General features: G+C 78.0%; 16 protein-coding genes. 2 read left to right on the top strand and 14 right to left on the bottom strand.

What is annotated here, in order from left to right; translation table 11 throughout:
• Nucleotides 1-7 precede the first annotated feature (7 nt).
• From ACFUMH_RS06395 to ACFUMH_RS06340, 12 genes are all read right to left on the bottom strand, one after another.
• Nucleotides 8-883 (bottom strand): hypothetical protein, encoded by an 876-nt coding sequence (locus tag ACFUMH_RS06395; RefSeq protein ID WP_378202140.1) that lies wholly within the window; start codon nt 881-883, stop codon nt 8-10.
• On the bottom strand, nt 880-1,692 hold the full coding sequence (locus ACFUMH_RS06390; protein WP_378202137.1) for a PP2C family protein-serine/threonine phosphatase: 813 nt from the start codon (nt 1,690-1,692) through the stop codon (nt 880-882). Before ACFUMH_RS06390 ends, ACFUMH_RS06395 begins: the two co-directional genes overlap by 4 nt.
• On the bottom strand, nt 1,689-2,987 hold the full coding sequence (locus tag ACFUMH_RS06385) for a DUF5684 domain-containing protein (protein ID WP_378202134.1): 1,299 nt from the start codon (nt 2,985-2,987) through the stop codon (nt 1,689-1,691). Before ACFUMH_RS06385 ends, ACFUMH_RS06390 begins: the two co-directional genes overlap by 4 nt.
• Nucleotides 2,984-5,542, bottom strand: a complete 2,559-nt coding sequence (locus tag ACFUMH_RS06380; protein ID WP_378202131.1) for a transglutaminase domain-containing protein — start codon at nt 5,540-5,542, stop codon at nt 2,984-2,986. Before ACFUMH_RS06380 ends, ACFUMH_RS06385 begins: the two co-directional genes overlap by 4 nt.
• Complete coding sequence (locus ACFUMH_RS06375; RefSeq protein WP_378202129.1) at nt 5,539-6,921, bottom strand: DUF58 domain-containing protein; 1,383 nt, start codon at nt 6,919-6,921, stop codon at nt 5,539-5,541. The genes ACFUMH_RS06380 and ACFUMH_RS06375 overlap by 4 nt, the downstream gene beginning before the upstream one ends.
• Before the next feature lies 1 nt (nt 6,922).
• Nucleotides 6,923-7,888, bottom strand: a complete 966-nt coding sequence (locus tag ACFUMH_RS06370) for an AAA family ATPase (RefSeq protein ID WP_378202126.1) — start codon at nt 7,886-7,888, stop codon at nt 6,923-6,925.
• A gap of 29 nt (nt 7,889-7,917) precedes the next feature.
• The gene (locus ACFUMH_RS06365) at nt 7,918-13,950 is read right to left on the bottom strand and encodes an Ig-like domain-containing protein (RefSeq protein WP_378202123.1); all 6,033 of its coding nucleotides are present in this window, start codon (nt 13,948-13,950) and stop codon (nt 7,918-7,920) included.
• Nucleotides 13,947-15,083, bottom strand: a complete 1,137-nt coding sequence (locus tag ACFUMH_RS06360; protein ID WP_378202120.1) for a serine/threonine-protein kinase — start codon at nt 15,081-15,083, stop codon at nt 13,947-13,949. Before ACFUMH_RS06360 ends, ACFUMH_RS06365 begins: the two co-directional genes overlap by 4 nt.
• A 178-nt stretch (nt 15,084-15,261) precedes the next feature.
• The gene (locus ACFUMH_RS06355; RefSeq protein ID WP_378202117.1) at nt 15,262-15,657 is read right to left on the bottom strand and encodes a hypothetical protein; all 396 of its coding nucleotides are present in this window, start codon (nt 15,655-15,657) and stop codon (nt 15,262-15,264) included.
• Complete coding sequence (locus tag ACFUMH_RS06350; RefSeq protein ID WP_378202114.1) at nt 15,654-16,673, bottom strand: hypothetical protein; 1,020 nt, start codon at nt 16,671-16,673, stop codon at nt 15,654-15,656. The genes ACFUMH_RS06355 and ACFUMH_RS06350 overlap by 4 nt, the downstream gene beginning before the upstream one ends.
• Nucleotides 16,670-17,836 carry a tRNA 2-thiouridine(34) synthase MnmA gene (mnmA, locus tag ACFUMH_RS06345; RefSeq protein ID WP_378202111.1) on the bottom strand — a complete coding sequence of 389 codons (1,167 nt, stop codon included), beginning with the start codon at nt 17,834-17,836 and terminating at the stop codon, nt 16,670-16,672. The genes ACFUMH_RS06350 and mnmA overlap by 4 nt, the downstream gene beginning before the upstream one ends.
• A complete protein-coding gene (locus ACFUMH_RS06340; RefSeq protein WP_378202167.1) occupies nt 17,836-19,008 on the bottom strand; it encodes a cysteine desulfurase family protein in 1,173 nt (390 codons plus the stop codon). Before ACFUMH_RS06340 ends, mnmA begins: the two co-directional genes overlap by 1 nt.
• A 233-nt stretch (nt 19,009-19,241) precedes the next feature.
• On the opposite strand from ACFUMH_RS06340, the gene ACFUMH_RS06335 reads away from it, so the two are divergent.
• The gene (locus ACFUMH_RS06335) at nt 19,242-20,231 is read left to right on the top strand and encodes a phosphotransferase family protein (RefSeq protein WP_378202108.1); all 990 of its coding nucleotides are present in this window, start codon (nt 19,242-19,244) and stop codon (nt 20,229-20,231) included.
• Nucleotides 20,232-20,257: 26 nt separating this feature from the next.
• Here ACFUMH_RS06335 and ACFUMH_RS06330 read toward each other — a convergent pair whose 3' ends face one another.
• Nucleotides 20,258-21,238 carry an electron transfer flavoprotein subunit alpha/FixB family protein gene (locus tag ACFUMH_RS06330; RefSeq protein ID WP_378202105.1) on the bottom strand — a complete coding sequence of 327 codons (981 nt, stop codon included), beginning with the start codon at nt 21,236-21,238 and terminating at the stop codon, nt 20,258-20,260.
• A 58-nt stretch (nt 21,239-21,296) separates the two neighbouring features.
• Complete coding sequence (locus ACFUMH_RS06325; RefSeq protein WP_378202102.1) at nt 21,297-22,091, bottom strand: electron transfer flavoprotein subunit beta/FixA family protein; 795 nt, start codon at nt 22,089-22,091, stop codon at nt 21,297-21,299.
• A gap of 117 nt (nt 22,092-22,208) precedes the next feature.
• On the opposite strand from ACFUMH_RS06325, the gene glgX reads away from it, so the two are divergent.
• Entirely contained in the window at nt 22,209-24,431 is a 2,223-nt protein-coding gene (glgX, locus tag ACFUMH_RS06320) for a glycogen debranching protein GlgX (protein ID WP_378202099.1), read from the top strand.
• Nucleotides 24,432-24,443: the final 12 nt, after the last annotated feature.

Below are 24,443 nucleotides of genomic sequence, written 5' to 3'. Positions count from 1 at the left end.
CCGGCCCTCAGCCCACGAGCGTGCGGACGACCAGCACGAGCCCGGCCACGCACGCGACCGCGACGACCACCACGGCGACCACGGCCGCACGTGCCCACGTGCGCGCGGCGCGCTCGACCGACCGCATCGCGGCCGCCTCGCCGCGCAGCGCGTCGGTGCCGCGCAGCGGCGCACCCACGGGCGGCGGCGGCGGCACGGGGCGGGGGCGGTAGCGCTCACGCTCCGGGGCGGGGGCGTCGGCCGGCGCGGCCCACACGCGGGACGCGGCGGGCTGCGGGGCCGGCGTCGCGTCCGTGCGTGGGGCACGCACGACCGTGCGGTCGTCGGGGCCGTCTCCCGGGCCGTCGTCGACGGGACGAGGGCCGGCGGGACGTGCGGGCCGCACCACCGTCCGGTCGTCCACACCGTCGTCCACGCCGTCGTCCGCCGGACGCGCGGGTCGCACGACCGTCCGGTCGTCGAGCCCGTCGTCCGCAGGACGCGCGTGCCGCACGACCGTACGGTCGTCGACCGGCTCGCCGGGTGCGTCGGCGCGCGCCGGCCGCAGCACCGTGCGGTCGTCGAGCTCGTCGGACGGCGCGCCGCCGCCCGACGCGGCACCGGCCCCCGTGACGCCGTCGCGCACGACGGTGCGGTCGTCGAGGGGCTCGGCGGCCGCGGCGCCGCGCACGACGGTGCGGTCGTCGAGGCCGTCATCGAGGCGGTCGTCCGGCACGGGCGTGCCGGGCGCCGACGGCGTGCCGGGCTGCGGGCCCGGCCACGCGCCGGACGGCGCCGGGCCGGCCGGTGCGGTCGTCGGCGGGCCGGACGTCGGCGCGTCGGGTGCGGACGTCGGCGCGTCCGGTGCGGGCGTCGGGCGCCCCTTGCGGCGGAACAGGCTCATCGGCGCACCACCCGGGTGTCGTCGTCGGTGGTGTCGGTGCGGGTGCCGGTCCCCCGCGAGGTGTCGTCCAGACCCGGCGAGCGGCCGCCCGACAGGACGTCGACCACGACGACCGTGACGTCGTCGCCCGTGCCGGCCCGGCTCGCGTGCCCGACGAGCGCGGACGCCGCCGTGGCGGGCGCGCCGCTGAGCGCGAGGACGGCCTGCACGGTCTCGTCCGCGAGCACGCGCACGAGTCCCGCGGAGCACAGCAGCAGCCGCTCACCGTCCACGACGGGCAGCAGCCAGGAGTCGGCGGTCGCGCCCGGCGCGCCGACCGTGCGGGTCAGGGCGTCGCGCGCGTCGCCGCGCCGACCGCCGGCACGGCCCCCGTCGGACGGCTGCGTGTGGTCGACGGTGAGCCGGTGCAGCTCGCCGCGCAGCAGCCGGTACACGCGCGAGTCGCCGACGTTGAGGACGAGCCAGTGCGGGCGGCCCTCGTGGACGGTGAGCACCGCGCCGGTCACCGTGCTGCCGGTGCGTCCCCCCGTGTCGCGCGCGAGCGCGCCGACCTCGGCATGCGCGCGCTCGAGCGCCCGCCGCACGTGGTCGAGCGTCGCCGGCGCGCCGGCCGGCACCTCCGCCGTGAAGGCGGCCACGACGGCGGCGCTGGCGGTGCCCCCCGTGCCCCGCGGGCCCGTGCCGTCGGCAACGACGAACACCGGCGGCGCGACGCGGCAGGCGTCGGCGCCGGTGGCGTCGGACCCGCCGCTCCCGGCGGCGGCCGCCGTGACCAGCACGACGCCGCCGAGCTCGTGCCGCCCGGTCACCGCGCCCGCCCCGTCCGCTGCTCGAGGACCATGCCGACGTCGCCGAGGCGCACGCGCCCGATGACGACAGCCGGTTCGCCGGGCACGAGCATGCGCTCGGCGCCGCCGGCGTCCGTGACCACGACGCCGTTCGTCGAGCCGAGGTCCGTGACCCGCCACGTGCCGTCGCGCAGCTCCAGGCGCGCGTGCGTCTTGGAGAGCGTCCGCGTGGTGTCGGGCAGCGCGACGACCTGCGTCGCGCCGTCGGCCTCCGGCGGCCGTCGGCCGACGACGACGACGGGACGCTCGAGCGGCACCACGCGCCCGTCGTCGAGGTGCAGGCGCCAGCGGACCGCGCGCGGGCGGACGACGGTCCGCTCGGCGTCGTCGGGGTCCGCCGCAGGCAGGCGGGGGGCGCCGAGCGTCGTCGGGACGTCCGCCGCGGGCGGCTCGGCCGGCGTCGCGAGCGGGTCCGCGACCGTGCCGGCCGGGACGGGCTCCCCCGCCCGCACCGGCGCCGGGGCGACGACGGGGACGGGGCTCGCCGGGTCCGGGTGCGCCGGCGGCAGCGGCAGGGCGACGGGCGCGGGTGCCGGTTCGGGCGCGGCGACGGGCGCGGGCGCGGCCACGGGCGCCGGAGCGGGCGCGGGTCCAGGGACGGGTGCCGGCCCGGGCTCCGGAGCGGGTGCCACAGGCACGAGCGGCTCGACCCGCACGACCGGTGCGGCGGCCGGCTCGGGCGGCGGCGACGGGGGCGCGCCGGTCGGGCGCCGGTCGGCACGCCGACCCACCCCCGCACCGGCGTCCGCGGCCGGGCTGCCCGGCGCCGGACCGGTGCGCCCCGCGCCGCCCAGCGTGTCGCCGCGCACGCCGTCGCCCGCCGGGGCGTCCGCGGCGACCTCGGCGGCGGCACCGCGCGTCGCGCGGGTCCAGCCGACCACGCTCGCCCACACGGGCGGCAGCAGCACGGCGAGCACGGTGGCGCCGGCTCCGCGCCCGAGGGACCGCCCGATGCGGTGGGCGGCGACGCCGCGCAGGACCAGGCCCCACAGCTGCACCACCGGCACGCACAGGTACAGCACCGACCAGCCGGGCACGCCGCCGCGCTCGTACAGCTCGACCTCCTGCACGACCGGCGTCCACGCCTTCCACGTCGGCGCCCCGAGCCGCCGGAACAGCGCCGCGAGCGCCGCGCTGTACCAGACCCAGCAGACGAGCAGCACGAGCAGCCCGACGCCGCCGAGGACGACCGCGGTCGCCCGCGCGGCCTCCGCCGCGGCGGCCTCCTCCGCGGGGGTCGCGAACGGCACGCTCACTCCTCCTCCTCGGGCCCCGCGACGCCGGCCCGGTGCCGGTCCGGGCGCAGCGCGCGCGTCAGCGAGGCACCGCTCAGCGCGGCGCCGACCCGCCGCCACGGCGGGTGCTCCTGCGCGAGCGCGGCGACCTCCGCGTCGCTCGCCGCCCACGCCTCGGCCGCGTCGTCCGGACCGGGCGGCACGGCCGCGAACACGGCGCGGTCGACGATCGCCGCGAGGTGCGCGGCACCGGGGCGGCCGGACGCGGCCGCGGCGGCGGCGCGGGTCGGGCCGGCGATCGGCCGTCCCAGGTCGGCCGCGCGGTCCGCGAGCTCGGCCCACGCACCGACGACGGCGACCTCCGGCACGGCGGCGTGGCGCCGCCGGCGACGGCGCACGGCCTTGGCGACGGGCAGCACGAGCAGCGGGGCGGCGAGGAGCGCGAGGCCGCCGGCGACGAGGCCGACGGTGCGCAGCACGGCGAGCCACGGGCTGTCCCCGAAGCGCGCGGAGTCGTCCGCGTCGCTCGTGTCGGTGCCGGCACCGTCGCGGGACAGCACCGGCGGGTCGACGACGGGCAGCTCGGGCGGCTGGACGGTGGTGGGGTTCTGCGGCGCCTGGGTGCCCTGCTCCACGCGGACAGGCGCGTTCGCCACCTGCGGGTCGACGTCGAGGGTGACCCACGTGCCGCCGGGGCTGCGCACCTCGACCCAGGCGGCGAGGTTCGCGCCCGTGCAGACGTCGGTGCAGGCCGGCACGGTCGCCCCCGGGACGTCCTGCAGGCGCACGCCCATGACGACGCGCGACTCGTAGCCGAGGTAGCGCGCGACGAGCGCCGCGGCGGCCGCGAGCTGCTCGTCGTCGCCGACGGCCGCGACGAGAGCGGCGTCGTCGGCGCCGGGCCCGAGCGCCTCCTCCTGCTCGAGGAGCTCGGTGAACAGCTCCTCGACGCGGGCGCGGGAGTGCCCCGCGTAGCTGGTCTGGAAGACGTACGGCGCCTGCGCCTGCAGCGCGGAGATCCACGCGGCGGCGGCGGCGTCGTCCGCGACGGCGTGGCTGAGGTAGCTGCGGGCGCGGAGGCGGTCGACGAGCGTGACGAGCCCGTCGGCGTCGCGGCCGACCTGCTGCGCCTGCACCCACGCCGCGAGCTGCGGGTGCTGCTCCGCGAGCGCCTCGGCGTCGACCTCGCCCGGACCGGCGAGCGACGCGGGGTCGTCGCCCGCGGTCGGGTCGGCGGCCACCCGGTAGGAGTCGCCCGGGGCGAGGCCGTGGCCGGCAGGCCCGCCGTCGGCCACGGTCACCGCGGACCCGTCGTCGGGACCGAGGTAGAACGCCGCCGCGAGCGCGTCGGCGCGCAGGCCGGCGAACCGCGGCGCCGCCACGACGCCCGACGGCACGGGCACCCAGATGCCCGACCAGGCGTCGCCCACCACGACCTCGACCTCGGCGGTCGCGCCGCCGGTGGACGAGCGCGGCACCCGCAGGAACCGGCCGGCCGCGCCGTCGGCGCCGACGCGGAACGACGCGCCGTCGTAGGCGTCGAGCACGGCGGTGCGCAGGCGGTCGACGCCGGTGCCGTCCACGGCGACCCGGAACAGCTCGGCGTCGAACGCGTCGGCGCGGAACGCGGCGCGGTACGACGTCAGTGGGCTCGGCTCGCGCTGCACGGCGAGCACCGGCTCGACGTCCTCGCGCAGCACGTGCCGCTGCGCCCACCCGGGGGTGCCGGGCGCGGCCCAGGCCGCGGCGCCGGCGGCGAGGCCGACGAGCACGAGCCCGGCCACGAGCCGGCCGACGGTGGTCGCGACGCCGCGCCGGCGGCGGCGGGCCTGGGCGCCGCTGCCGACGCGCACGGCGCGGCGCCGGGCGACGGCCGCGCGCAGCACCGCCCACAGCACCGACCAGACGACGAGCCCGACCAGGCCGAGGGTGGTCCGCGCGTCCGGGACCCGCACGGGGCCCAGGTCGAGCGCGGGCTGCGGCGCGACGGGCCCGAACGCCGGCCCCAGGAGCGCGAGCAGCGCCACCACGGGCACGGCGAGCACGGCCCGCGCGTCGCGGCGCACGGCGAGCGGCGCGGCGAGCGCGGTGGTGACGACGACGGCGACGAGGAACGGCACGAGGACGGCCTGGTACTCCTCGACCGGGAGCTCGAGCGTCAGCAGCTGCTTCCAGCCGACGACGACCCCCGCGACGGCCTCCACGAGGCCCGCCGGCAGCCCGCGCACGTCCGCGCGCCAGGGCACCGCGACGGGCACGGCGACGACGAGGAAGCCCGCGGCGACGACGAGCGCGCGGCGCAGGACGCCCCACCGCCGGGCGCGCCCGAGCAGGACGACGCCCGCACCGACGAGCGTGCCGGCCGCGGCGACCACGGCGAGGCGCCACGTCGCCCACACCGGCCACGCCAGGACGACGGCGATCGCGACGGCACCCACCAGCCACAGCACGCCCAGCAGCCACTCGGCGCGGCCGCGGCGGGCGCTCGACCGGCGCGAGCGCGCCGGCCGGCGGGCGGCCGGCGGCGCGAGCCGGGCCGCGCGCTCGGCGACGGGGGCGTCGAGGAGCGCGCTCATGCGGCGGCCGTCCGGTGGATCAGCGGCCCGAGGTCGCCGAGCGCGCCGATCGTCACGACCGTCACCTCGCGCAGCGTGCGGGCGGACGGGTCGGCGTCGCGCTCGCAGCGCAGCGCGATGACGGTCGTGCCGGCGGGCAGCGCGTGCGCGGCGGCGCGCAGGCGGTCCGCACCGGGCACCGAGCCCACCACGAGGAACGCGACGGACATCTCGGGGCACGTGCCGGCCGCGAGGGACGCGACGTCCTCGAGCGGGGTCGCCCGCTCCCCCGCCGCCAGCGTGCACGTCGCGTCGAGCAGCGCGCGCGGCGTCGCGGTCGGCAGCGTGCGGAGCGAGACGATCGCGCCACGCGTGACGCGCGGGGCCTCCTCGCTCGTCGCGACGTACGCGTCCTGCCCGTCGCGCAGCGCCTGCACCCCGAGCGACGCGAAGACGCTGACGGCGAGCTCGAGCTCCTCCTCGTCGGCGAAGTCGTCGGCGGCCAGGCCGAGCAGCAGCGCGAGGCGCGAGCGCCGCGTCTCCTCGAACTCGCGCACCATGAGCCGGCCCACCTTAGCGGTCGACTTCCAGTGCACGTTCCGCCGCGAGTCGCCGGGCTGGTACTCGCGGATGGCGTGGAACGCGAGGTCGGACGCGACGATCTGCGCCGACGGCATGCCCTCGAGGTCGCGGACGACCCCTGCGCTCGTCGACGGGACGACCGTGGTCACCGGGTGCACGTGGATGGTGCGCGTCACGGGCCAGCGCAGCTCCCGGCGCAGCAGGCCGACCGGGTCGGAGCGGGTCAGCGTGAGCGGGCCGACGTCGATGACGCCCCGGCGGTGCGCGGCGACGTGCAGCGGCTCGTCGTGGGCGCGTCCCGGCCCGAGCAGCGGCACCTGCACCTCGACGAGCCCCTCGCCCACCGGCACGTCGACGAGCACCGGCAGCGCGGGGCGACGGCCGGTGTTGACCAGGCGGACCGAGCCCGTCACCTCGCGCCCCGCGACCGCGCGGTCCTTGTCGAGCACCAGGTCGACGTCGTAGTCGTGCCCGCCGAGCAGGAACGGCGCGGACAGCACGAGCAGGACGGCGCCCGCGACGGCGAGCACCCACCCGGCGCTCCACCCGACGAGGGGCCCGAGCACCGCGCCGACCAGCACCGCGCCGAGCACGGTCCAGCCGGCGGGCGTCAGCGTGCGCGTGACCGCGCCCCACGCACGCGCGACCGCGCGGCGCAGGCGGTCCGTGGCCCGCCGCAGGACGAACCACGCCGTCGCCCAGGGCCCGCGCCGCGTCTCGACGACGCGCGTGATCGTCACCCCGCGCGTGCGGGTCGCGGCCCAGGTGCCGGTGCTCTCGAGCGTGCGCCGCTCGCGGGCGTCGTCCTGCCGTGCCACGTCAGGCCGCGCCGTTCTCCGCCGGCGCCGGGACGTCGAGCAGGATCTGGCCCATGACGGCGCTGGCCGTCACGCCGTCGAACTCGGCCTCCGGCTCGAGCATGAGGCGGTGCGCGAGCACCGGCTCCGCGAGCGTGCGCACGTCGTCGGGCGTGACGAAGTCGCGGCCCTGCGCGGCGGCCCACGCGACCGTCATGCGCGACAGCGCGATCGCACCGCGGACGCTGACGCCGAGGCGGACCTCGGCGGCGTGCCGGGTCGCGTTGACGAGGCGCAGCACGTAGTCGTGCACGATCGGGTTGACGTAGACCTGACCGGCGAGCTCGCCCATCTGCACGAGGGTCGCGGCGTCGGCGATGCCCTGCACGTCGCGGCGCGGGTGCGCCGACCCCTGCAGGATGCGCATGGTCGACGCGTCGTCCGGGTAGCCCAGCGACGTCTTGATCATGAACCGGTCGAGCTGCGCCTCGGGCAGGCGGTACGTGCCGGCCGACTCCACCGGGTTCTGGGTGGCCAGCACGAGGAACGGGCGGCCGACGGACCGCGTCACGCCGTCGACCGTGACGTTGCCCTCCTCCATGACCTCGAGCAGCGCGGCCTGCGTCTTGGGGCTCGCGCGGTTGATCTCGTCGGCGAGGACGACGTTCGCGAACACCGGGCCGGCGTGGAACTCGAACTCGCCGGCCTTCTGGTCGAACACGGTGATGCCCGTGACGTCGCCGGGCAGCAGGTCGGGCGTGAACTGGATGCGCGTCGACGTGCCGCGCACCGTCTGCGACACGGCGCGCGCCAGGGCGGTCTTGCCCGTGCCGGGGAAGTCCTCGAGCAGCACGTGGCCGCCGGCGACGGCGGTGGCGAGCACCAGCTCGACCACGTGGCGCTTGCCGAGGACGGCGTGCTCGACGTTGTCGACCAGCGCGCGGAAGGAGCTGGCGAACCAGGTCGTCTGCTCGGGCGTCAGGGGCATCGGGGGGCGTCCAGCTCTCGTCGTGGCGCTCAGGGCGCGGCGGGCTCGGTGGGGGCGGGCTCGGTCGGGGTGGGCAGCGGGCAGCGCGCGCCGGCGTTGTCGTACCGCACGGGGTCGAGGTTCGCGTACGGGCCGGACCACGTGAGGTCCCACGTCGTGACGACGGCGGTGCGCGTCTCGGCCGTGGTGACGGTGAAGCGCGCGTGGTCGCGCGCGGCGGCGGTGACGTCGACGTCGCGGCCCGTGGGGTCGGGGGCGCAGGTCTGCGTCGGGAACTGCACCGTGACGGTGCTCGGTGCGAGCGACGGGTCGCGCGGGACGTCGACGACGGGCGAGCAGTTGTCGGGGTAGCGGGTGCTGCACTGGCGGGCCTCTACGTGCGGGTCGGCGACGTCGCGCGGAAGCTCGAACGCGCTGCTCCAGCCGCCGCCGTTGATTCGAACCTGCATGCGCAGGCGCCAGTCGCCGTCGATGACGGGGTTCTGCACCTTGTCCCACGCGTACTGTCCGGCGGCGACGGGCCGTACCTGTCCTTCAACGCCCCAACCCCTAGCCACGCGCGGGGGATCGAACGGCGTGAACACCATGACCGTTCCAAGCTCGACGAGTGCCGCACCGAACCCGTTGGAGCCACAGACCACAACGTCATAGCGCTGGTCGTTCTCCAGGTCACCGATGGTCGGTGAACTGCTGGTCCTTCCCGGACCACGCAGAACGGCCCGTCCGTCCGTCATCTCACAGGTACGCCCGCTCCCTGGTGGGAAGACGCCGTACTCGATGGAAGTGGCGGTAGCGCTGCCGTTCGCGTCCACGGCGGCACCGCTCACGGTGACCGACCCATCGCCGGCTGCTACTGAGCCGCCCGTCACGCGGGGTGCACCCGCGACTGTCACCGAAGCTTGTGAAGGGCTACCAGACGCATCAGTGCCCCCGTTGGGAGGCGCGAACCGGCTCAGCGGCGTCACCGTGATCGTCTGCGCTCCGACCGGCAAGACCACCTCCACCGTGGTCTCGTTGCCACGCCGGGCGACCTCGCCCTCGACACCCGTGACGCGGAAGGCACGCGCATCGTCGGCGGCAGCGATCGTCACGCGCGCCACGCCGGTCGACGTCGTCGTACGGGCCCTGTCGTACACCGTCTCGGCGCGCACGCTGCCCACGGCCGGCGACGCGTACGCCCAGCCCTGCACGGGCGTGCTGTCGGGCGACTCGCCCACGGCGTTGCGCACCCGCGCGGTGTACGTGTGCGGCTCGCCGTTGCGCAGCCCGCCGACGCTGCAGCGGTACGTGCTGGCGCCCGCGGCCGAGCACGACGCACCCACGGCGGCGCCGTCCTGGTAGACGGTCACGCCGCTGACGGCGGGGTGCGCGCGGCCGGCCTCGCCGAGCTGCAGGTCGAGGACGACGGACGACGCGGTGTACGAGGACAGCGTCAGCGAGCCGGGCTGCGCCGGGTAGCCGAGGACGTCGAGGTCGACGCGGCCCGGGCCGAGGCGGCCCTGGGCGTCGCGGACCGTGAACGGCACGGTGCACGTGCCGCCGGCGGGGCGGCTGCCCGCGGGCCACGAGACCCGGACGGTGCCGCGGTCGCCCGCGCTGACGGTCGCGACCGCGCACGCGACGGTGCCGCCGGCGCCGACCTGCGCGAGCTCGAGCCCGGACCCGGGGCGTCCCGCGAACGGGTCGTACTCCCCCGCGACCCCGACGACCGGGATGCTGCACCCGTTGCCGTCGGCGACGTTGCAGGTCGCCGCGATGGTCGCGCCGCGGGGCGCGTCGGTGGGCGCGGCGCCGACCAGCAGGTCGACCGTCGACTGCAGGCCGCCGTACTGGGCGACGCGGACCGTCACGGTCGCGCGCGTGCCCGGCACGGCCCCGGCGCGGGCGGTCACCGCGAGGCTGCGGCCGTCCTGGCTCGCCTCGATGCTGCCCGCGGCGCCCGACAGGCTCGTCGCGAACACGATGGACGCCTCGTCGCCGACGCGCCCGCCCTCCCACGACAGCATGGTGCCGAGGTCGATCGTCTCGGTGGCGCCCGGCGCCACGGTGCGGCTCACCGGGGCCAGCACCGCCTGCGGCGCCGCCGGCCGGATCTCCACGGGCACGAGCACGTCTGTCCACGTCTCCTGCCCGACGACCCGCACGCCGACCGTGCACGTGTCCTGCCACGGCGCACCGGCGCCGGCGGCGTACCGCAGCGTCCCGTCGGCCGTCACCGTGCAGCGCGCGGCCGCGCGCTGCACGACCGGCGTGGCGTCCGTGCGCACCTCGAGCCGGTCGCCCGGGCCCGCGTCGACCACGGTCGACAGGCGCGTCTCCGCGGTGGCGTCCTCGTCCACCGCGAGCGGCTCGAGGCCGTCGGACGTGGCCAGCCGCATGTCGTCGAACGCCGGGACGCGCAGGAGCCCGTAGGCGCGCACCTGCGCACCGCGCGTGTCGGTCCCCTCGAGCACGAACGGCACCACCGCGCCGCCGCGGGGCAGCGGGCCGCGGATGCGCGTCCCGTCGACCGTCCACGTCGCCGCGGCGTCGCCCCACACCGAGAGCGCGAGGTCGCCGGGGCGCCCGTTGGCCCACCGCACCTTGCCGTCGACGACGTCGACGCCCGCCGCCGCGAGCTGGTCGCGGTCGCGCAGCGTCACGACGGTGTCGGCGACGAGCGGCTGCTCACCCGTGGCGTCGGCGACGACCTCGACCACGACGAGACCCTCGGCGGTGCTCACGCCGTCGGCCGCGGTGACCGTGTAGACGTACGCGTGCACGCCGAGCACGTCGCCCGCGCGCAGCACCACGACGCCGTCCTCGAGGGACGTCTCGCGCTCGTCGACGAGCGCGTCGAGCCGCCCCGCCTCGGGCGTGCCCGGCAGCGCGTCCGACCGCAGGGCCGTCAGCGTCAGCCGGCCGCCGTCGGGGTCACGGTCGTTCGCGAGCGGCTCGAGCGTGACGGGCTCCGGCTGGCCCGCGGTGACGCGGACGTAGTCGACGTACGCGATGGGGGCCCCGCTGCGCGCGCCGGCCGGCAGGACGCCGACGCGGACGGTGCCCGTGGACGACGCCCCGCGGCTGTCGCGCAGCACGTAGGTGAACGTCACCTGCTGCCCCGGGCTGAGCGTCGGCGGCGCGACGAAGCGCAGGCCGTCGCCGGTCTCCTCGACCGTCGCCGCGCCCTGGCCCGGCTCGGGCCGCCCGACGCCGACGAGCGTGACGGCGTCGCCGTCCGGGTCGGTGCCCGCGGCGTCGAACGGGATGCGCACGGTGCCGCCGGCGGTCACGCGTCCCTCGAGCACGGGCGCGACGGGCGGGCGGTTGGCGGTGGCGTCGACGACCGTGACGGTGACCGTCGCGGACGACGTGCGGGACGTGTCCTGGCTCCACGCGACGTCGTAGCCGACCGTGTAGGTGCCGGGGGCCTCGGGCGCGACGTACCGCACCGTGCCGCCCGACACGAACGCGAGCTCCCCGGGCGTGCCCGAGGTGACCAGCTCCGGCAGCAGCGTGGTGCGTCCGCCCATCGGCGCGACGTCGTTGTCGGTCACGGGGATGTCGACGGTGCCGCCGGCGCGCACGGTCGCGACGTCCGGCTGCGCGACGACACCCTGCCCGGTGACCGCCCCGACGAGGAACACCGACACGCGCCCCTGCGTCCGCACGTCGGCGCCGTCGGTCACCGTGACGGTGACGGTGCCGAGCAGCCCGGGGGCCGCGTCGGCGCTGGTCGCGCGCAGGCGCAGCGCGGTGGCGTCGATGACGTCGACGCCGAGCCCCGGCGAGTCGGACGTCGCGAACGACACCATGAGCACGTGCCGCGCGGCACCCTGCACGGCCGAGACGACGTCGACCGTCGTGTCCTCGTGCGCCCACACGTACGCCGTGGTCGGCGGCAGCACGACGGCGCGGTCGTCCGCGGGCACGCGCACGCGCAGCAGCGCGGCCCGCTCCACGCCGGTGACGTCGTCGTGCACGGTGAACGTCACCGGGTGCTCGCCCGCGGTGTTCGCGGTGACCTGCACGCGCATGCCGGCGCCCGTCGCGGCGACCGTGATCCCCGCCCCGCCGTCCACGCCGACCGGCACGACGTCGCGCAGCCGGTAGCGGCCCGAGCCGGCGGTGACCTGCGGCGCGAGGTCGATCGTCTTGGTGCGGCCCTCGCTCACGACGAGGACGGTCCCGTCGACCGCGAGGTCCGGCGCGGACTGGACCGCGACGTCCATCGTCCGCTCGGTGGTGCCGCCGCGGGCGTCCGCGACGACGACGGTCAGGGCGGTCGACGTCGCGGGCGCGTTCGCGTCGGTGTGCCGGACCGTGAGCGACCCGTCCGGGCCGGCGGCGACCTGCAGGGGCGCCGTCGGGTCGCCCACCTCGACCGACTGCAGCACGAACGGGTCGCCCTCGGGGTCGACCCACGCGTCCAGCACCCCGACGCGCGCGGTGCCGCCGGGCGCGAGCACGACGGTCGGCCACGTCTGGGTGCAGCCCTCGACGTCGCACCAGGCGGGCGGGCTCTGCGCGTCGTCCGGCACCACGGTGAGCGTCACGGTGACGGGCTCGGACCGGTCGGTGCCGTCCGTGACGGCGTACGTGAAGGTCGCCGAGCCCTCGAGCGCCGTGACGGACGCGACGACGACCTGGTCGTCGTGCGCGAGGCGCAGCGACGCGAACGCGGGGTCGGACGTCGGGCTCAGGGACTCGGCGTCGACCGTGAGGACGTCGCCGGTGTTCGGGTCGTGGTCGTTGAGCAGGACCGGCAGGCGGACGTCGGCGCCGGGCCGGACGCCGAACGTGTCGGGCGCGGCCACCGGCGGCATCTGCTGCGTGACCTCCTCGACGGCGGCCGTGCCGGTCGTGCGGTCGTCCTCCTGCGTGGCGGTCCACTGCGAGAGGGGCACGGCGCGGCCGTCGGGCACGGTCCACAGCGCGCCGGAGCCGGTCTCCTCGAGCACCGCGCGGCCGCCGTTCGAGCGGACCACCGGGTGCAGGTCGGGCAGCGCCTCGAGCGCCTCCGCGTCGACCTCGAGCGCCACGGGGTCGGCGCCGGACGTCCACAGCGTCCCGGCGGTGCCGGTCAGCCACGCGGCGACGCGCGTGCCGTCGGCCAGGCGCACGGGTGCCGCGGGCGTGCCGTCGGCCTCCTGCGTGCGGCGCGGCTGCCCCTCGCGCAGCGGCACCTCGACGAGCCCCTCGCGGTCCGCGACGAGCACCGACGTGCCCGTGCCGGTCGGCTCCTGCACGACGGCGCCCGCGCCGGCGCCGGTCGTGACCGGCTCGTCGCGCGCGCCGGTCCACAGCCGGCCGTCGGACGCGTCGAGCACCACCCAGGCACCGCCGACCAGCGTCAGGCGCACGTCGACGACCTCGTCGGGGCCGTCGACGACGTCCACGGGGCCCTCGAGCAGCTCGCCGGTGGCCGCGTCGAGCACGCGCAGCGTCCGGTCGGACGCGCCGTAGAGGGCGACGCGCCCCCGGTCGTCCACGGTCGCGGCGTCCGCCGCCCACGGCTCCTCGGGCTCGTCGTCCTCCGCCTCGGGCGTCGCGGACGCGGACTGCACGCCCTCGGGGTCGAGGGGCGTCGCGGGCGTCGTCGGCTCGGCGTCGAGGCGCCGGACCGAGGCCGTGCCGGTGTCGTCGAGGAACACGACCCACCCGCCGGACGCGGCGACCTGCTGCGTGCCGCCCGGCGTCGCGAGCGCCTCGCCGCCGCCCTCGCCGTCGGCGCCGTCCTGCCGCAGGTCGGCGGGCACGGCGGGGTCGACGGTCCACAGCTGCTGCATGCCCTGCGCGACGACGGCGGCGCGCGCACCGTGCTGCAGCACGGTGGTCGGGTCGTCCACGGACCGCACGGTGTCGATCTCGCCGAGCTCGGTGTCGAAGCGGGCGTACTGGCCGGCGTCGCGCGTCACCCACACCGCCGTCTCGACGGGCGGCGTGCGCTGGGCGTCGTACCCCTGCGCGAGCACGGCACCGGTGACGCCGACCGCGGCGGCGGCGACCACGGCCACGGCCCGCAGGCGCGCGGGCAGGCGGCGGGCACCGGGCGCGGCCGGTGCGGCGACGGGACGGTTCACCCGAGCACCCCGGTGAGGGCCAGCAGGACGACGACGACGGCGACGGCCGCGGCCCCGACGACGGCGCCGACGACGCCCGCCTGCCAGGCCGCGCGGCGCGCGGGCCCGTGCACGACCAGCCCGTCGCGGTCGACCGCCGCCTCGGCGGACGCGCGCTGCGCCCGCGCCTCGGCCCGGCTCTGCGCCCGCACGCGCGAGACGACGGGACCGCGCGCGCCGCGGTCCTCGACCTCGACGGGGCTCGCGCCGGCGGCCCACTCGGCCGACGGCACCTCGAGCGCGGTCGGCGGCTGGCCGAGGTCGTACTGCGCCCAGCGCAGCTCCTCCGCCAGGGCGAGCATCGACGGGTGCCGGTGCGCCGGGTCCTTGGACATCGCGCGGGCGAGGATCTGCTCGACGCGCTCGGGCACGTCCGCGCGGCCCAGCGGGCGCAGCTTCGCGCGGACGATGCGGCCGGCCATCTCCTCGCGGCCGTCGCGCGCCCGCTCCCCCACCTCGAAGGGCGCGCGCCCGGTCAGCAGCGTCCACAGCGTCGCGCCGAGGCTCCACACCTCGGCGGCGACGGAGCCGGCCACCCGCTCCTCGAGCACCTCGGGCGCGCTCCACGGCACCGACATGGCGATCGCGGGCACACCGGTGGAGCCGGAGACGGCCGCGGCGATGCCGAAGTCCGCGAGCGCGGGCGTGCCGAGCGACGTGCGCAGCACGTTCGACGGCTTGATGTCGCGGTGCAGGACGCCCGAGCGGTGCGCGGTCTCGAGCGCGGACGCGAGCCGCACGCCGACGTCGAGCACCTCCGGCACGGGCAGCGGGCCGCGGCGGGCGCGCGCGCCGTAGGTGTCGAGGCAGTACTCCATGACGATGTACGGCCGGCCGTCGGCGGAGACGCTGGCCTGGTGCACGGTCACCACCGCGGGGTGCACGGACAGGCGCGCGAGCACGTCGGCCTCGGCCTCGAACGCGCGCTGCGCGACGGGGTCGTGCAGACCCTCCGCGAGCACCTTCACCGCGACGACGCGGCGGGGCATGTCCTGCTCGTAGCAGAAGACGTCGGCGAAGCCGCCGACGCCGAGCGGGCGCACGTAGGTGTAGCCGGGCAGCACCGGAGGGGTCCCCGCCACACGACGTGCCACAGCTGGCTCCCCCAGGGATCGACCGACCTCGTGCCCGCCGGCCGCCGAGGACGTGCGTCCGGCCGGACCGACGCGGAAGCCTACCTGCTCGCCGCCGCGCGCCGGCGGCCCGCCCACCGCGAGGATCGCGCCGGCACGGCGATGACCTGCGGCGGCGCGCCCGCACCGCCGGGGGCCGTCATCCGTTCGGGCGAGCGCGGACGGGACGCGGGACGAGGACGACGCCGACGCCCGCCACCCCGCCCACGGCGAGCACCCAGGCACCCGCGACGAGCGGCGTGGGCGCCGACGCGATCACGACGTCCGTGCTGCGTCCGTCGACGTCCCACGTGCAGACGCCCTCCGCCGGCAGCACGGTGTAGCGCACGCGCGCCCCGGCGACGTCCTGGTCGTACGCGACGAGGCACGGCTGGTCGGCCGTGACCGACGCGCGCAGCGTCCGCACGCCGATCCCCGCGTAGACGACGCCGAGCGTGACGACGCCCACGAGGGCGAGCCCCGACGCGACCAGCAGCGCGAGCGCGCGCCGGCGGCTCGGGCCGCGGCGGCGCGGCGTCCCGGCCGGCGCGCTCACGCGTCGCCCCGCTCCGCCACGACGCCCGCGGCCCGCACGAGGCCGGCGAGCGCGCCGCGCGCGTCGTCCGGCGCCGCCGCCGGGTCCGGGGCGCCCGCGACGAGCACGAGGTCGCGCAGGCCGGCGACCGGCAGCCCGACCGTGCGCCAGGGCCGCGTGACCGCGTCCGCCTGCCCGACGACGTCCGGGCCGGCGCACTGCGACGTGGCCTGCGGCGGCGGCTCTGGCCAGAAGGCACGCCCGTCCTCGACGAGCTGCGCCACCTCCTCCCAGCCCCGCTCGCCGATGCCCGCGACCGCGAGCGCGGCGCCGTCGGCGGACGACGCACGCACCGCGGGCAGCGCGGCCCACGCCGTGCCGCCGTGCACGACGACGGCCTCGGCGCCCGCCGCGCGCGCCGCGTCCGCGACCGCGCCGAGGCCCTCGGCCGCCACGGGCCCGGGCACGCGGCGCAGCCGGTCGCGGCCGGAGAAGGTCGGCACGACGCCGGCGAGCACGGCCGCCAGCATCGGCTCGTGCAGCAGCACGCGCACGGCGGCGCCGGGCACGACGCGACGCACGTCGGCGACCCGCCCCGCGAGGCCGGCGGCGAGGGACGCCACGACCTCCCGCAGCGCCCCGGGGTCGGACACGACGCGGTCGCCGCGGGCGAGGTACACCTCCGCGGCGAGCGTGTGCGGGCCGAGCAGCGGCAGCACGAGCGGGCCGGCGTACCCGTGCGCGGCGACCGCGAGCGCCTCCAGGTCCTCCCGCGCGAGGGCGCGGGCGCGGGTCAGGTCGCCGCCGGGCCGGTCGGCGAGCTTCCAGCCGTGCGGCCCGAGCTCGGCCGGCAGCTCCTCGAGCAGCGCGAGGGCCGCACCGGTCCGGTCGCCCCACGGCCCGCGCGCCGGCAGGACGGGCGCGAAGGGCAGCCCGGTGACCTCCGACGGGGTGTCGACGAGGTCCCCGACCACGGTCGTCGCCGCCTCGAGCGCGGCCGTGCCCGGCCAGGGCCCGGCGCCCGTGACGCCGGTCATGCGTGCGCCCGCGCGTCGGCGAGCCCGGCGGGCGACACGGTGGCGCGCACGGTGCCCTGCCCGACGACGCGCGTGCCGTCGTAGAGGACCAGCGACTGGCCGGCGGCGACGCCGCGCAGCCCGCGCCCGTCCCCGCCGGCGTCACCCTCGCCACCCACGCCGCCGCCCGCGCCGGCACCCACGTCCACCGTCACCGTCCCGTCGTCCGCCGCGCGCACGCGCGCCGCCACCGGCGCGCCGTGCGCCCGCACCTGCACCGTGCACGCGGTCCCCGGCACCGGCACGGGGCCGTACCAGACCGCCTCGTCGGCCGTCACCCGCGCGACCTCGAGCCGCTCGGCCGGCCCCACGACGACCCGCCGCTGCACCGGCTCGACGCTCAGCACGTACCGGGGCCGCCCGTCCGGCGCCGGCCGCCCGAGCGCGAGCCCGCGCCGCTGCCCCACCGTGTACGCGTACGCGCCGTCGTGCGAGCCGACCACCGCGCCGGTCTCGTCGACGACCTCCCCCGGCTGCGACCCGAGCCGGTCGCGCAGGAACCCCTGCGTGTCGCCGTCGGCCACGAAGCAGATGTCGTAGGAGTCCGGCTTGGCCGACACGGACAGCCCGCGGGCTGCGGCCTCGGCGCGCACGTGCGCCTTCGACGGCGCGTCGCCCAGCGGGAACAGCGACCGCGCGAGCCGCTCCGGCCCCATGACGGCGAGCACGTACGACTGGTCCTTCGCGGCGTCCGCCGCGCGGTGCAGCTCGCGACGGCCGTCGTCGTGCGTCACGACGCGCGCGTAGTGGCCCGTGCACACGGCGTCGAAGCCGAGCGCGAGCGCCTTGTCGAGGAGCGCCGCGAACTTCACGTGCTCGTTGCAGCGCACGCACGGGTTGGGCGTGCGGCCGGCGGCGTACTCGGCGAGGAAGTCCGCGACGACCGTCCGCTCGAACCGCTCCGACATGTCCCACACGTAGTACGGGATGCCGAGCACGTCGGCGGCCCGGCGCGCGTCGCCGGCGTCCTCGATCGAGCAGCACCCGCGCGACCCGGTGCGCTCCTGCGCGGGCGTGCGGGACAGCGCCATGTGCACGCCGACGACGTCGTGCCCGGCGTCCACGGCCCGCGCGGCGGCGACGGCGGAGTCGACGCCCCCGGACAGGGCGGCCAGCACCCGCATCAGACGCCCACCGACGTCAGACCGGCCGCGCGGGCGCGCTCGACCGCGCCGGGCAGCACGTCGAGCACCGCGTCGACGTCGGCGGCCGTCGACGTGCGCCCGAGGCTGAACCGCAGCGCGCCGCGCGCGTCGTCCTCGCCGACGCCCATCGCGAGCAGCACGTGCGAGGGGCGGGGCACACCCGCCTGGCACGCCGACCCGGTCGACGCCTCGACGCCCGCCGCGTCGAGCAGGTACAGCAGGGAGTCGCCCTCGCAGCCCGCGAACGTCAGGTGCGCGTTGGCCGGCAGGCGGCGGGTCGCGTCCGCGGGCACGCGGCGCCCGGCGTCGGCGGGGCCCCGCAGGACGGCGCCCGGCACGGCGTCGAGCACGCGCCGCACCAGGTCGTCGCGCAGCGCCCCGACGCGAGCCGCGTGCTCCGCGCGGTCGGCGACCGCCGCCTCGACGGCCACCGCGAACGACGCCAGCAGCGGCGCGTCGAGCGTGCCCGACCGCACCCCCCGCTCCTGCCCGCCGCCGTGCAGCACCGGCGTGAGGTCGAGCCCCCGGCGCACGAGCAGGGCGCCGGCCGAGCCCGGCCCGCCGACCTTGTGCCCGCTCACCGTGAGCGCGTCGACGCCCGACGCCGCCAGGTCCACCGGCACCTGGCCCACGGCCTGCACCGCGTCGACGTGCACGGGCACGCCGTGCCGGTGCGCGAGCGCGACGACCTCCTCGACCGGCTGCACCGCCCCGACCTCGTTGTTCGCCCACATCACCGACACGAGCGCCGCGGCGTCCGGGTGGCGCTCCAGCTCCTCGCGCAGCGCCTCCACCTCGACGACCCCGTCGGCGTCCACGGGGAGCAGGACGAGCTCGGCGCCCGCGTGCTCCGCCATCCAGAACGCCGGGTCGAGGACGGCGTGGTGCTCGACCGCCGAGACGAGCAGGCGCCGGCGCGCGGGGTCCGCGGTGCGCCGCGCCCAGAACAGGCCCTTGACCGCGAGGTTGTCGGCCTCCGTGCCGCCCGCGGTCCACACGACCTCGCTCGGCCGCGCGCCCAGCGACGCCGCGAGGCGCTCGCGCGCCTCCTCGACGGTCCGGCGGGCGGCGCGGCCCGCGGTGTGCAGCGAGGACGGGTTCCCGACGTGCGCGAGCGCGGCCGTGAGCGCCTCGACGGCGGCGGGCAGCATCGGTGTGGTGGACGCGTGGTCCAGGTAGGCCGCGCGCGGGCGGGGAACGCTCACCCGGTCAGTCTACGAACGCTCCCGCGGGGGTCCGCCCGCGCGGGCACCTGCCCCGCACGGGTGCGCGGGGCCGGGCGTGCCGACCCGGCGTGGGGACGTCCTGCGAAGGACCTGCGCGCGAGGCGGTCAGGACGGACGTTCACCCGTGCCGCGCGGGCTGTTGCTGGCAGGATGTGCGCGTGAGTGCCGACGACGTCATCGCGCTTCCGCTCGCCTTCGGCGGCCAGCGGCTCGACTGGCGCGACCTCCCCCGCCACGTGCGGGAGCGCATCCAGACGCTCGCGGGCGCTCGCGTCACCGCGGAGTCGACGCCGACCAGCGGGTTCTCCCCCGGTTTCGTGGCCGTGCTCGAGCTCACCGACGGCCGCGCGGTGTTCGTCAAGGCGGTCTCCCCCGACCAGAATCCCGAGTCGCCCGACCTCGCCCGCGCCGAGATCCGCGCCGCCCGCGCGCTCCCGCCGGAGGTCCCCGCGCCCCGCCTGCGCTGGTGGGACGACGACGGCGAGTGGGTGATCCTCGGCTTCGACGCCGTGCAGGGCCGCCAGCCCGAGCTCCCGTGGCGCACCGACGACCTGCAGCTCGTCCTCGCCGCCGTCGACGCGCTCGCGGACGCCGAGCCGCTGCCGGGTCACGACCTGCCGCGCACCGACGACCAGCTCGCGCACGACTTCACCGGCTGGCGGTCGCTGCACCGCGTCGCGCCGCAGCACCGCGGCGAGATCGTCGCGGGCGTGGGCGAGCCGGGCCGCTGGGCGCTCGACCACCTCGACGACCTCGTGCGGTTCGAGCAGGACGCGCTGCGCGTGTGCGCGGGCGACAGCCTCGTGCACGGCGACCTGCGCGCGGACAACGTCATGGTCGAGGACGGGCACGGCCGCGTGTGGCTCATCGACTGGCCCCACGCGTCGGTCGGCGCGCCGTGGCTCGACCTGGCGTTCATGCTGCCGAGCGTCGCGCTGCAGGGCGGCGGCGACCCGGCACGGATCTTCGCGGAGCGGCCCGTGTCCGACGGCGTGACGCCGTCCGACCTGCGGGCGGGCCTCACCGGCCTGGCGGGCTACTTCGCGTGGGCGTCGGGCCAGCCGGCGCCCCCGGGGATCCCGAACCTGCGCCGGTTCCAGGCCGCGCAGGCGGCGGCCACGCTGCGCTGGCTGCGCGACCTGACCTGACCTGACCTGGGCCGGCGCCGGCGGCGTCAGCCCTGCAGCCGGCGCAGCTCCGCGGCGGCCTGCGGCAGGACGGTGAACAGGTCCCCGACGACGCCGAAGTCGGCGATCTCGAAGATCGGCGCGTCCGGGTCGGAGTTGACCGCGACGACGGTGCCGGACGCCTGCATGCCGCCGCGGTGGTGGACGGCGCCCGAGACGCCCGCGCCGATGTACAGGCGCGGCGAGATGGTGACGCCGGTCTGGCCGATCTGGGCGTCGTGGCCGATCCAGCCCTCGTCCGTGGCGACGCGCGTCGCGCCGACCGCGCCGCCGAGCACGTCGGCGAGCTCCTCGACGGGGCCGAAGTCACCCTCGGTGCCGCGGCCGCCCACGACGACGACGTGCGCCGAGCCCAGGTCGGGCCGCCCGGAGTCCGCGCGCTCGGTGCGCTCGACCAGCCGCACGCGGCGCGACGCCTCGGAGACGTCCACGGCGTGCTCGGCGAGCGCCGGCTGCGTCGGCGTCGCGACGTCCTCCGCCGCGACCGAGTTCGCCTTGACGGTCACCAGCGCCACGGGGGCGGTGACGGCGCAGCGCGTCGTCCAGGTGCCCGCGAGCACGGTCTTGTGGGTCACGACGCGGCCGTCCTCGACCGTCACGCCGTCGGCGTCCGTGACGACGCCCGCGCCCGTGCGGACCGCGACGCGCGCGAGCGTCTCCTTGTTCTCGAACGACGACACGGCCAGCAGCAGGGTCGCCCCGGTCGCGCCGAGCACCTGCACGACCCCGTCGGCGACGACGGCCGACAGGTGCAGGTCCGCGTCGGTGACGAGCCGGTGCACGGTCGTGACGCCCTGCGCGCCGAGCACGGGCAGGGCGGCCGCCGTGTCCAGCGTGCCGGCCCAGACGCCCTCGACGGGGGCGCCGTCGGCGAGCGTGCGCGCGAGCGTCAGCAGCTCGCGCACCGGCGGGCGCAGCGTGCCGTCGGCGGCGTGGTCGAGCAGGACGAGCACGGGGGTGGCGGTCACGTCGGTGTCCTCGGGGTTCGGTCGCGGGGTGACGGTCGTGCGGGGCGGCCGCGCGGGCTCAGACGAGCCGACGGTCGACGAGCCAGGCGGCGAGCCGCGCGCCCGCGTCGCCGGTGTCGTTGACGAGCACCCGGTCCTCGCGCGGCGGGCGCGGCGCCGCCTCGAGCACCTGCGTGCGGGCGCCGGCGAGGCCGACGGTCGCGGGGTCCACGCCCAGGTCGGCGAGCGCGAGCGTCTCCACCGGCTTCTTGCGGGCGGCCATGATGCCCTTGAAGTTCGGGTACCGCGGCTCGTTGATCTGGTCCGTGACGGACACGAGCGCCGGCAGGGCGGCGGTGAGCGTCTCCGACGCGTGGTCGAGGTTGCGCGTCACGGTGACGGTGCCCGCGCCGGGGTCGACGGCGAGCTCGGCCGCGAGCGGCAGCGCGGGCAGGTCGAGGTGCTCCGCGAGCGCGGTCGGCAGCAGCGACGTCAGCCCGTCGAGGCCCGCCATACCGGTGACCACGAGGTCGACGGGCGACGTGGCGGACAGGTGCCGCACGGCCGCGGCGAGGACCGCGGCGGTGCCGAGGGCGTCCGAGCCGGCGGCCGCGTCGTCGCGCACGTGCACGGCCGCGTCGGCGCCCATCTGCAGGCCCTTGCGCACGGCGTCGACGGCGTCGTCGGGGCCGACCGTGAGCACGACCACCTCGCCGCCGTGCTCCTCGACGAGCGTCAGGGCGGCCTCGACGGCGTTCTCGTCGAGCTCGTTGAGGGTGCCGTCGCCCCCGTCCCGCACGACGCGGCCGTCGGGACCGAGCTGCCGGTCCGACTGGATGTCCGGGACGAACTTCACGCAGACGACGATCCTCACGCGCCGAACGTTACCGCCGACCCGCGCGCCGGGACGCGGTGACCGCTCCGTGGGCAGCGGCACCGGCCGTGCCCGTCCGGGCGGCCACCCGGACGCACGTCCTGGCACCATGGACGTGTGAGCGCTCCCCCGACCCCCGGCGCCGCGACGCGGCCGTACCGGCTGGGCGTCCACGCCACGGACGCCGGCGTCGACGTGGCCGTGCTGGCCCCGCACGCGACGGCCGTGGAGCTGTGCCTGCTCGACGGCCCCGCGGACGCGCCGACCGAGCGCCGCGTCCCGCTGGAGGGGCCGCGCCTCGGCGTGTGGACGGCGTCCGTGCCCGGCGTGCGGCCCGGGCAGCGGTACGGGCTGCGTGCGCACGGCCCCTGGGAGCCCGCGCACGGCCTGCGGTACAACCCGGCCAAGCTGCTCGTCGACCCGTACGCCCGCGGGCTCGTCGGGGAGATGACCTACGGGCCGCCCACGTACGGGCACGTCGTCGGCGACGACCTCGCCGGCGACCCGTACGGGCCGCCGGACCCGCGCGACTCCGCGGCGCACGTGCCGCACGGCGTCGTCGTCGACACGCGGGACCTGCCGGGCCCGGACCCGGCGGCGAACCGCCCGTGGACGCCGTGGGACCGCACCGTCGTCTACGAGGCCCACGTCAAGGGGCTCACCCACCTGCACCCGGCCGTGCCGCCCGAGCTGCGCGGCACGTACGCGGCGCTCGCGCACCCCGCGGTGCTCGACCACCTGCTGGGCCTCGGCGTGACGGCGCTCGAACTGCTGCCGGTGCACGCGTCCACGTCCGAGCCGCACCTCGTCGAGAAGGGCCTGACGAACTACTGGGGCTACAGCACGCTCGGCTTCTTCGCGCCGCACGCGGCGTACGCGAGCCCTGCGGCACGCGCCGCCGGGCCGGCGGCGGTCCTCGACGAGGTCCGCGGCGCGGTGCACGCGCTGCACGAGGCAGGCCTCGAGGTGCTCCTCGACGTCGTCTACAACCACACCTGCGAGGGCGGCCTGCCCGGCCAGCACGTCGCGTGGCGCGGGCTCGACAACGCGTACTACTACCGCCACCTCGGCGGGGTCCCCGCGGCGCTCGACGACGTCACCGGCACCGGCAACTCGCTCGACTTCTCGCGGGCCGGCGTCGTCACCACGATGCTCGACTCGCTGCGGTACTGGGCGCAGGTCGTGGGCGTCGACGGGTTCCGCTTCGACCTCGCCGTGACGCTGGGACGCAGCCACGACGGCTACCGGGCGGACCACGCGGCGCTCGTCGCCGCCGCGACCGACCCGGTGCTCGCCGGCCTCAAGCTCGTCGCCGAGCCGTGGGACGTGGGCCTCGGCGGCTGGCGCACCGGGCAGTTCCCGCCGCCGTTCGCGGAGTGGAACGACCGGTTCCGCAACGCGGTGCGCTCGTTCTGGCTGGCCGACCCGGGACGCGCCGCGCACGGCCTGCCGGGCCACCGCGTCCGCGACCTCGCGACGCGCCTGTCGGGCTCCGTCGACCTGTTCGGCCACGGCACGCCGCCGCTGCTGCGCGGCCCGGGCGCGTCGGTCAACTACGTGACGGCGCACGACGGCTTCACGATGGCCGACCTCGTGGCCTACAACCACAAGCACAACATGGCCAACGGCGAGCAGAACCGGGACGGCTCGGACGACAACCGGTCGTGGAACCACGGCGTGGAGGGCCCGGTGACGGCCGACTCCCCGGCCGCCGACGTCGCGCCGCTGCGCCGCCGCTCGATCCGCAACCTCTTCGCGACGCTCGTGCTGTCGGCCGGCACGCCGATGATCACGGCCGGCGACGAGATGGGCCGCACGCAGCAGGGCAACAACAACGCGTACTGCCAGGACAGCGAGATCTCGTGGGTGCGCTGGGACCTCACGGACTGGCGCGCGGACCAGCTCGCGACCGCGCGGCACCTGATCGCGCTGCGCCGCGAGCACCCCGCGCTGCGCAGCGACCGGTTCTACTCCGGCACGCCCGTGCGCCCGGGCGGCCCGCCCGACCTCGCCTGGTACGGGGCGGACGGCGCCGAGTTCGACCACGCGCGCTGGCACGACGCCGCCATCCGCACGTTCCAGATGGTCCGCGTCGCCCCCGACGACGACCGCGTGCTGCTCGTCGTGAACGGCGCGCTCGACCCGGTCGACGTCACGCTCGCCGGCGACCCCGACCGCCCGTGGTGCCTCGCGTGGGACTCCGTCCGCGAGCACCCCGCCGAGGGCGGGGCGGGCACCGACGGCGCCGTGCCGCACGCGCCGGCCGGGCAGGTGACGACGCTCGAGCCGCTGAGCATGCGGGTGTACGTGCTCGCCGAGGACGCCGCGCCGCCGTCCTGACCTGACGTCCCC

The sequence above is a fragment of the Cellulomonas sp. NPDC057328 genome, assembly GCF_042667215.1.
Classification (GTDB): domain Bacteria; phylum Actinomycetota; class Actinomycetes; order Actinomycetales; family Cellulomonadaceae; genus Cellulomonas.
This window is presented reverse-complemented; position numbering and strand designations above follow the sequence as displayed.

Excerpts from the sequence above, each read along its gene's own strand:
- ACFUMH_RS06340 (WP_378202167.1), bottom strand. The coding sequence starts at position 19,008 with ATGCTGCCCGCCGCCGTCGAGGCGCTCACGGCCGCGCTCGCGCACGTC.
- ACFUMH_RS06380 (WP_378202131.1), bottom strand. The coding sequence starts at position 5,542 with ATGAGCGCGCTCCTCGACGCCCCCGTCGCCGAGCGCGCGGCCCGGCTC.
- ACFUMH_RS06370 (WP_378202126.1), bottom strand. The coding sequence starts at position 7,888 with ATGCCCCTGACGCCCGAGCAGACGACCTGGTTCGCCAGCTCCTTCCGC.
- mnmA (WP_378202111.1), bottom strand. The coding sequence starts at position 17,836 with ATGCGGGTGCTGGCCGCCCTGTCCGGGGGCGTCGACTCCGCCGTCGCC.
- ACFUMH_RS06395 (WP_378202140.1), bottom strand. The coding sequence starts at position 883 with ATGAGCCTGTTCCGCCGCAAGGGGCGCCCGACGCCCGCACCGGACGCG.
- ACFUMH_RS06350 (WP_378202114.1), bottom strand. The coding sequence starts at position 16,673 with ATGACCGGCGTCACGGGCGCCGGGCCCTGGCCGGGCACGGCCGCGCTC.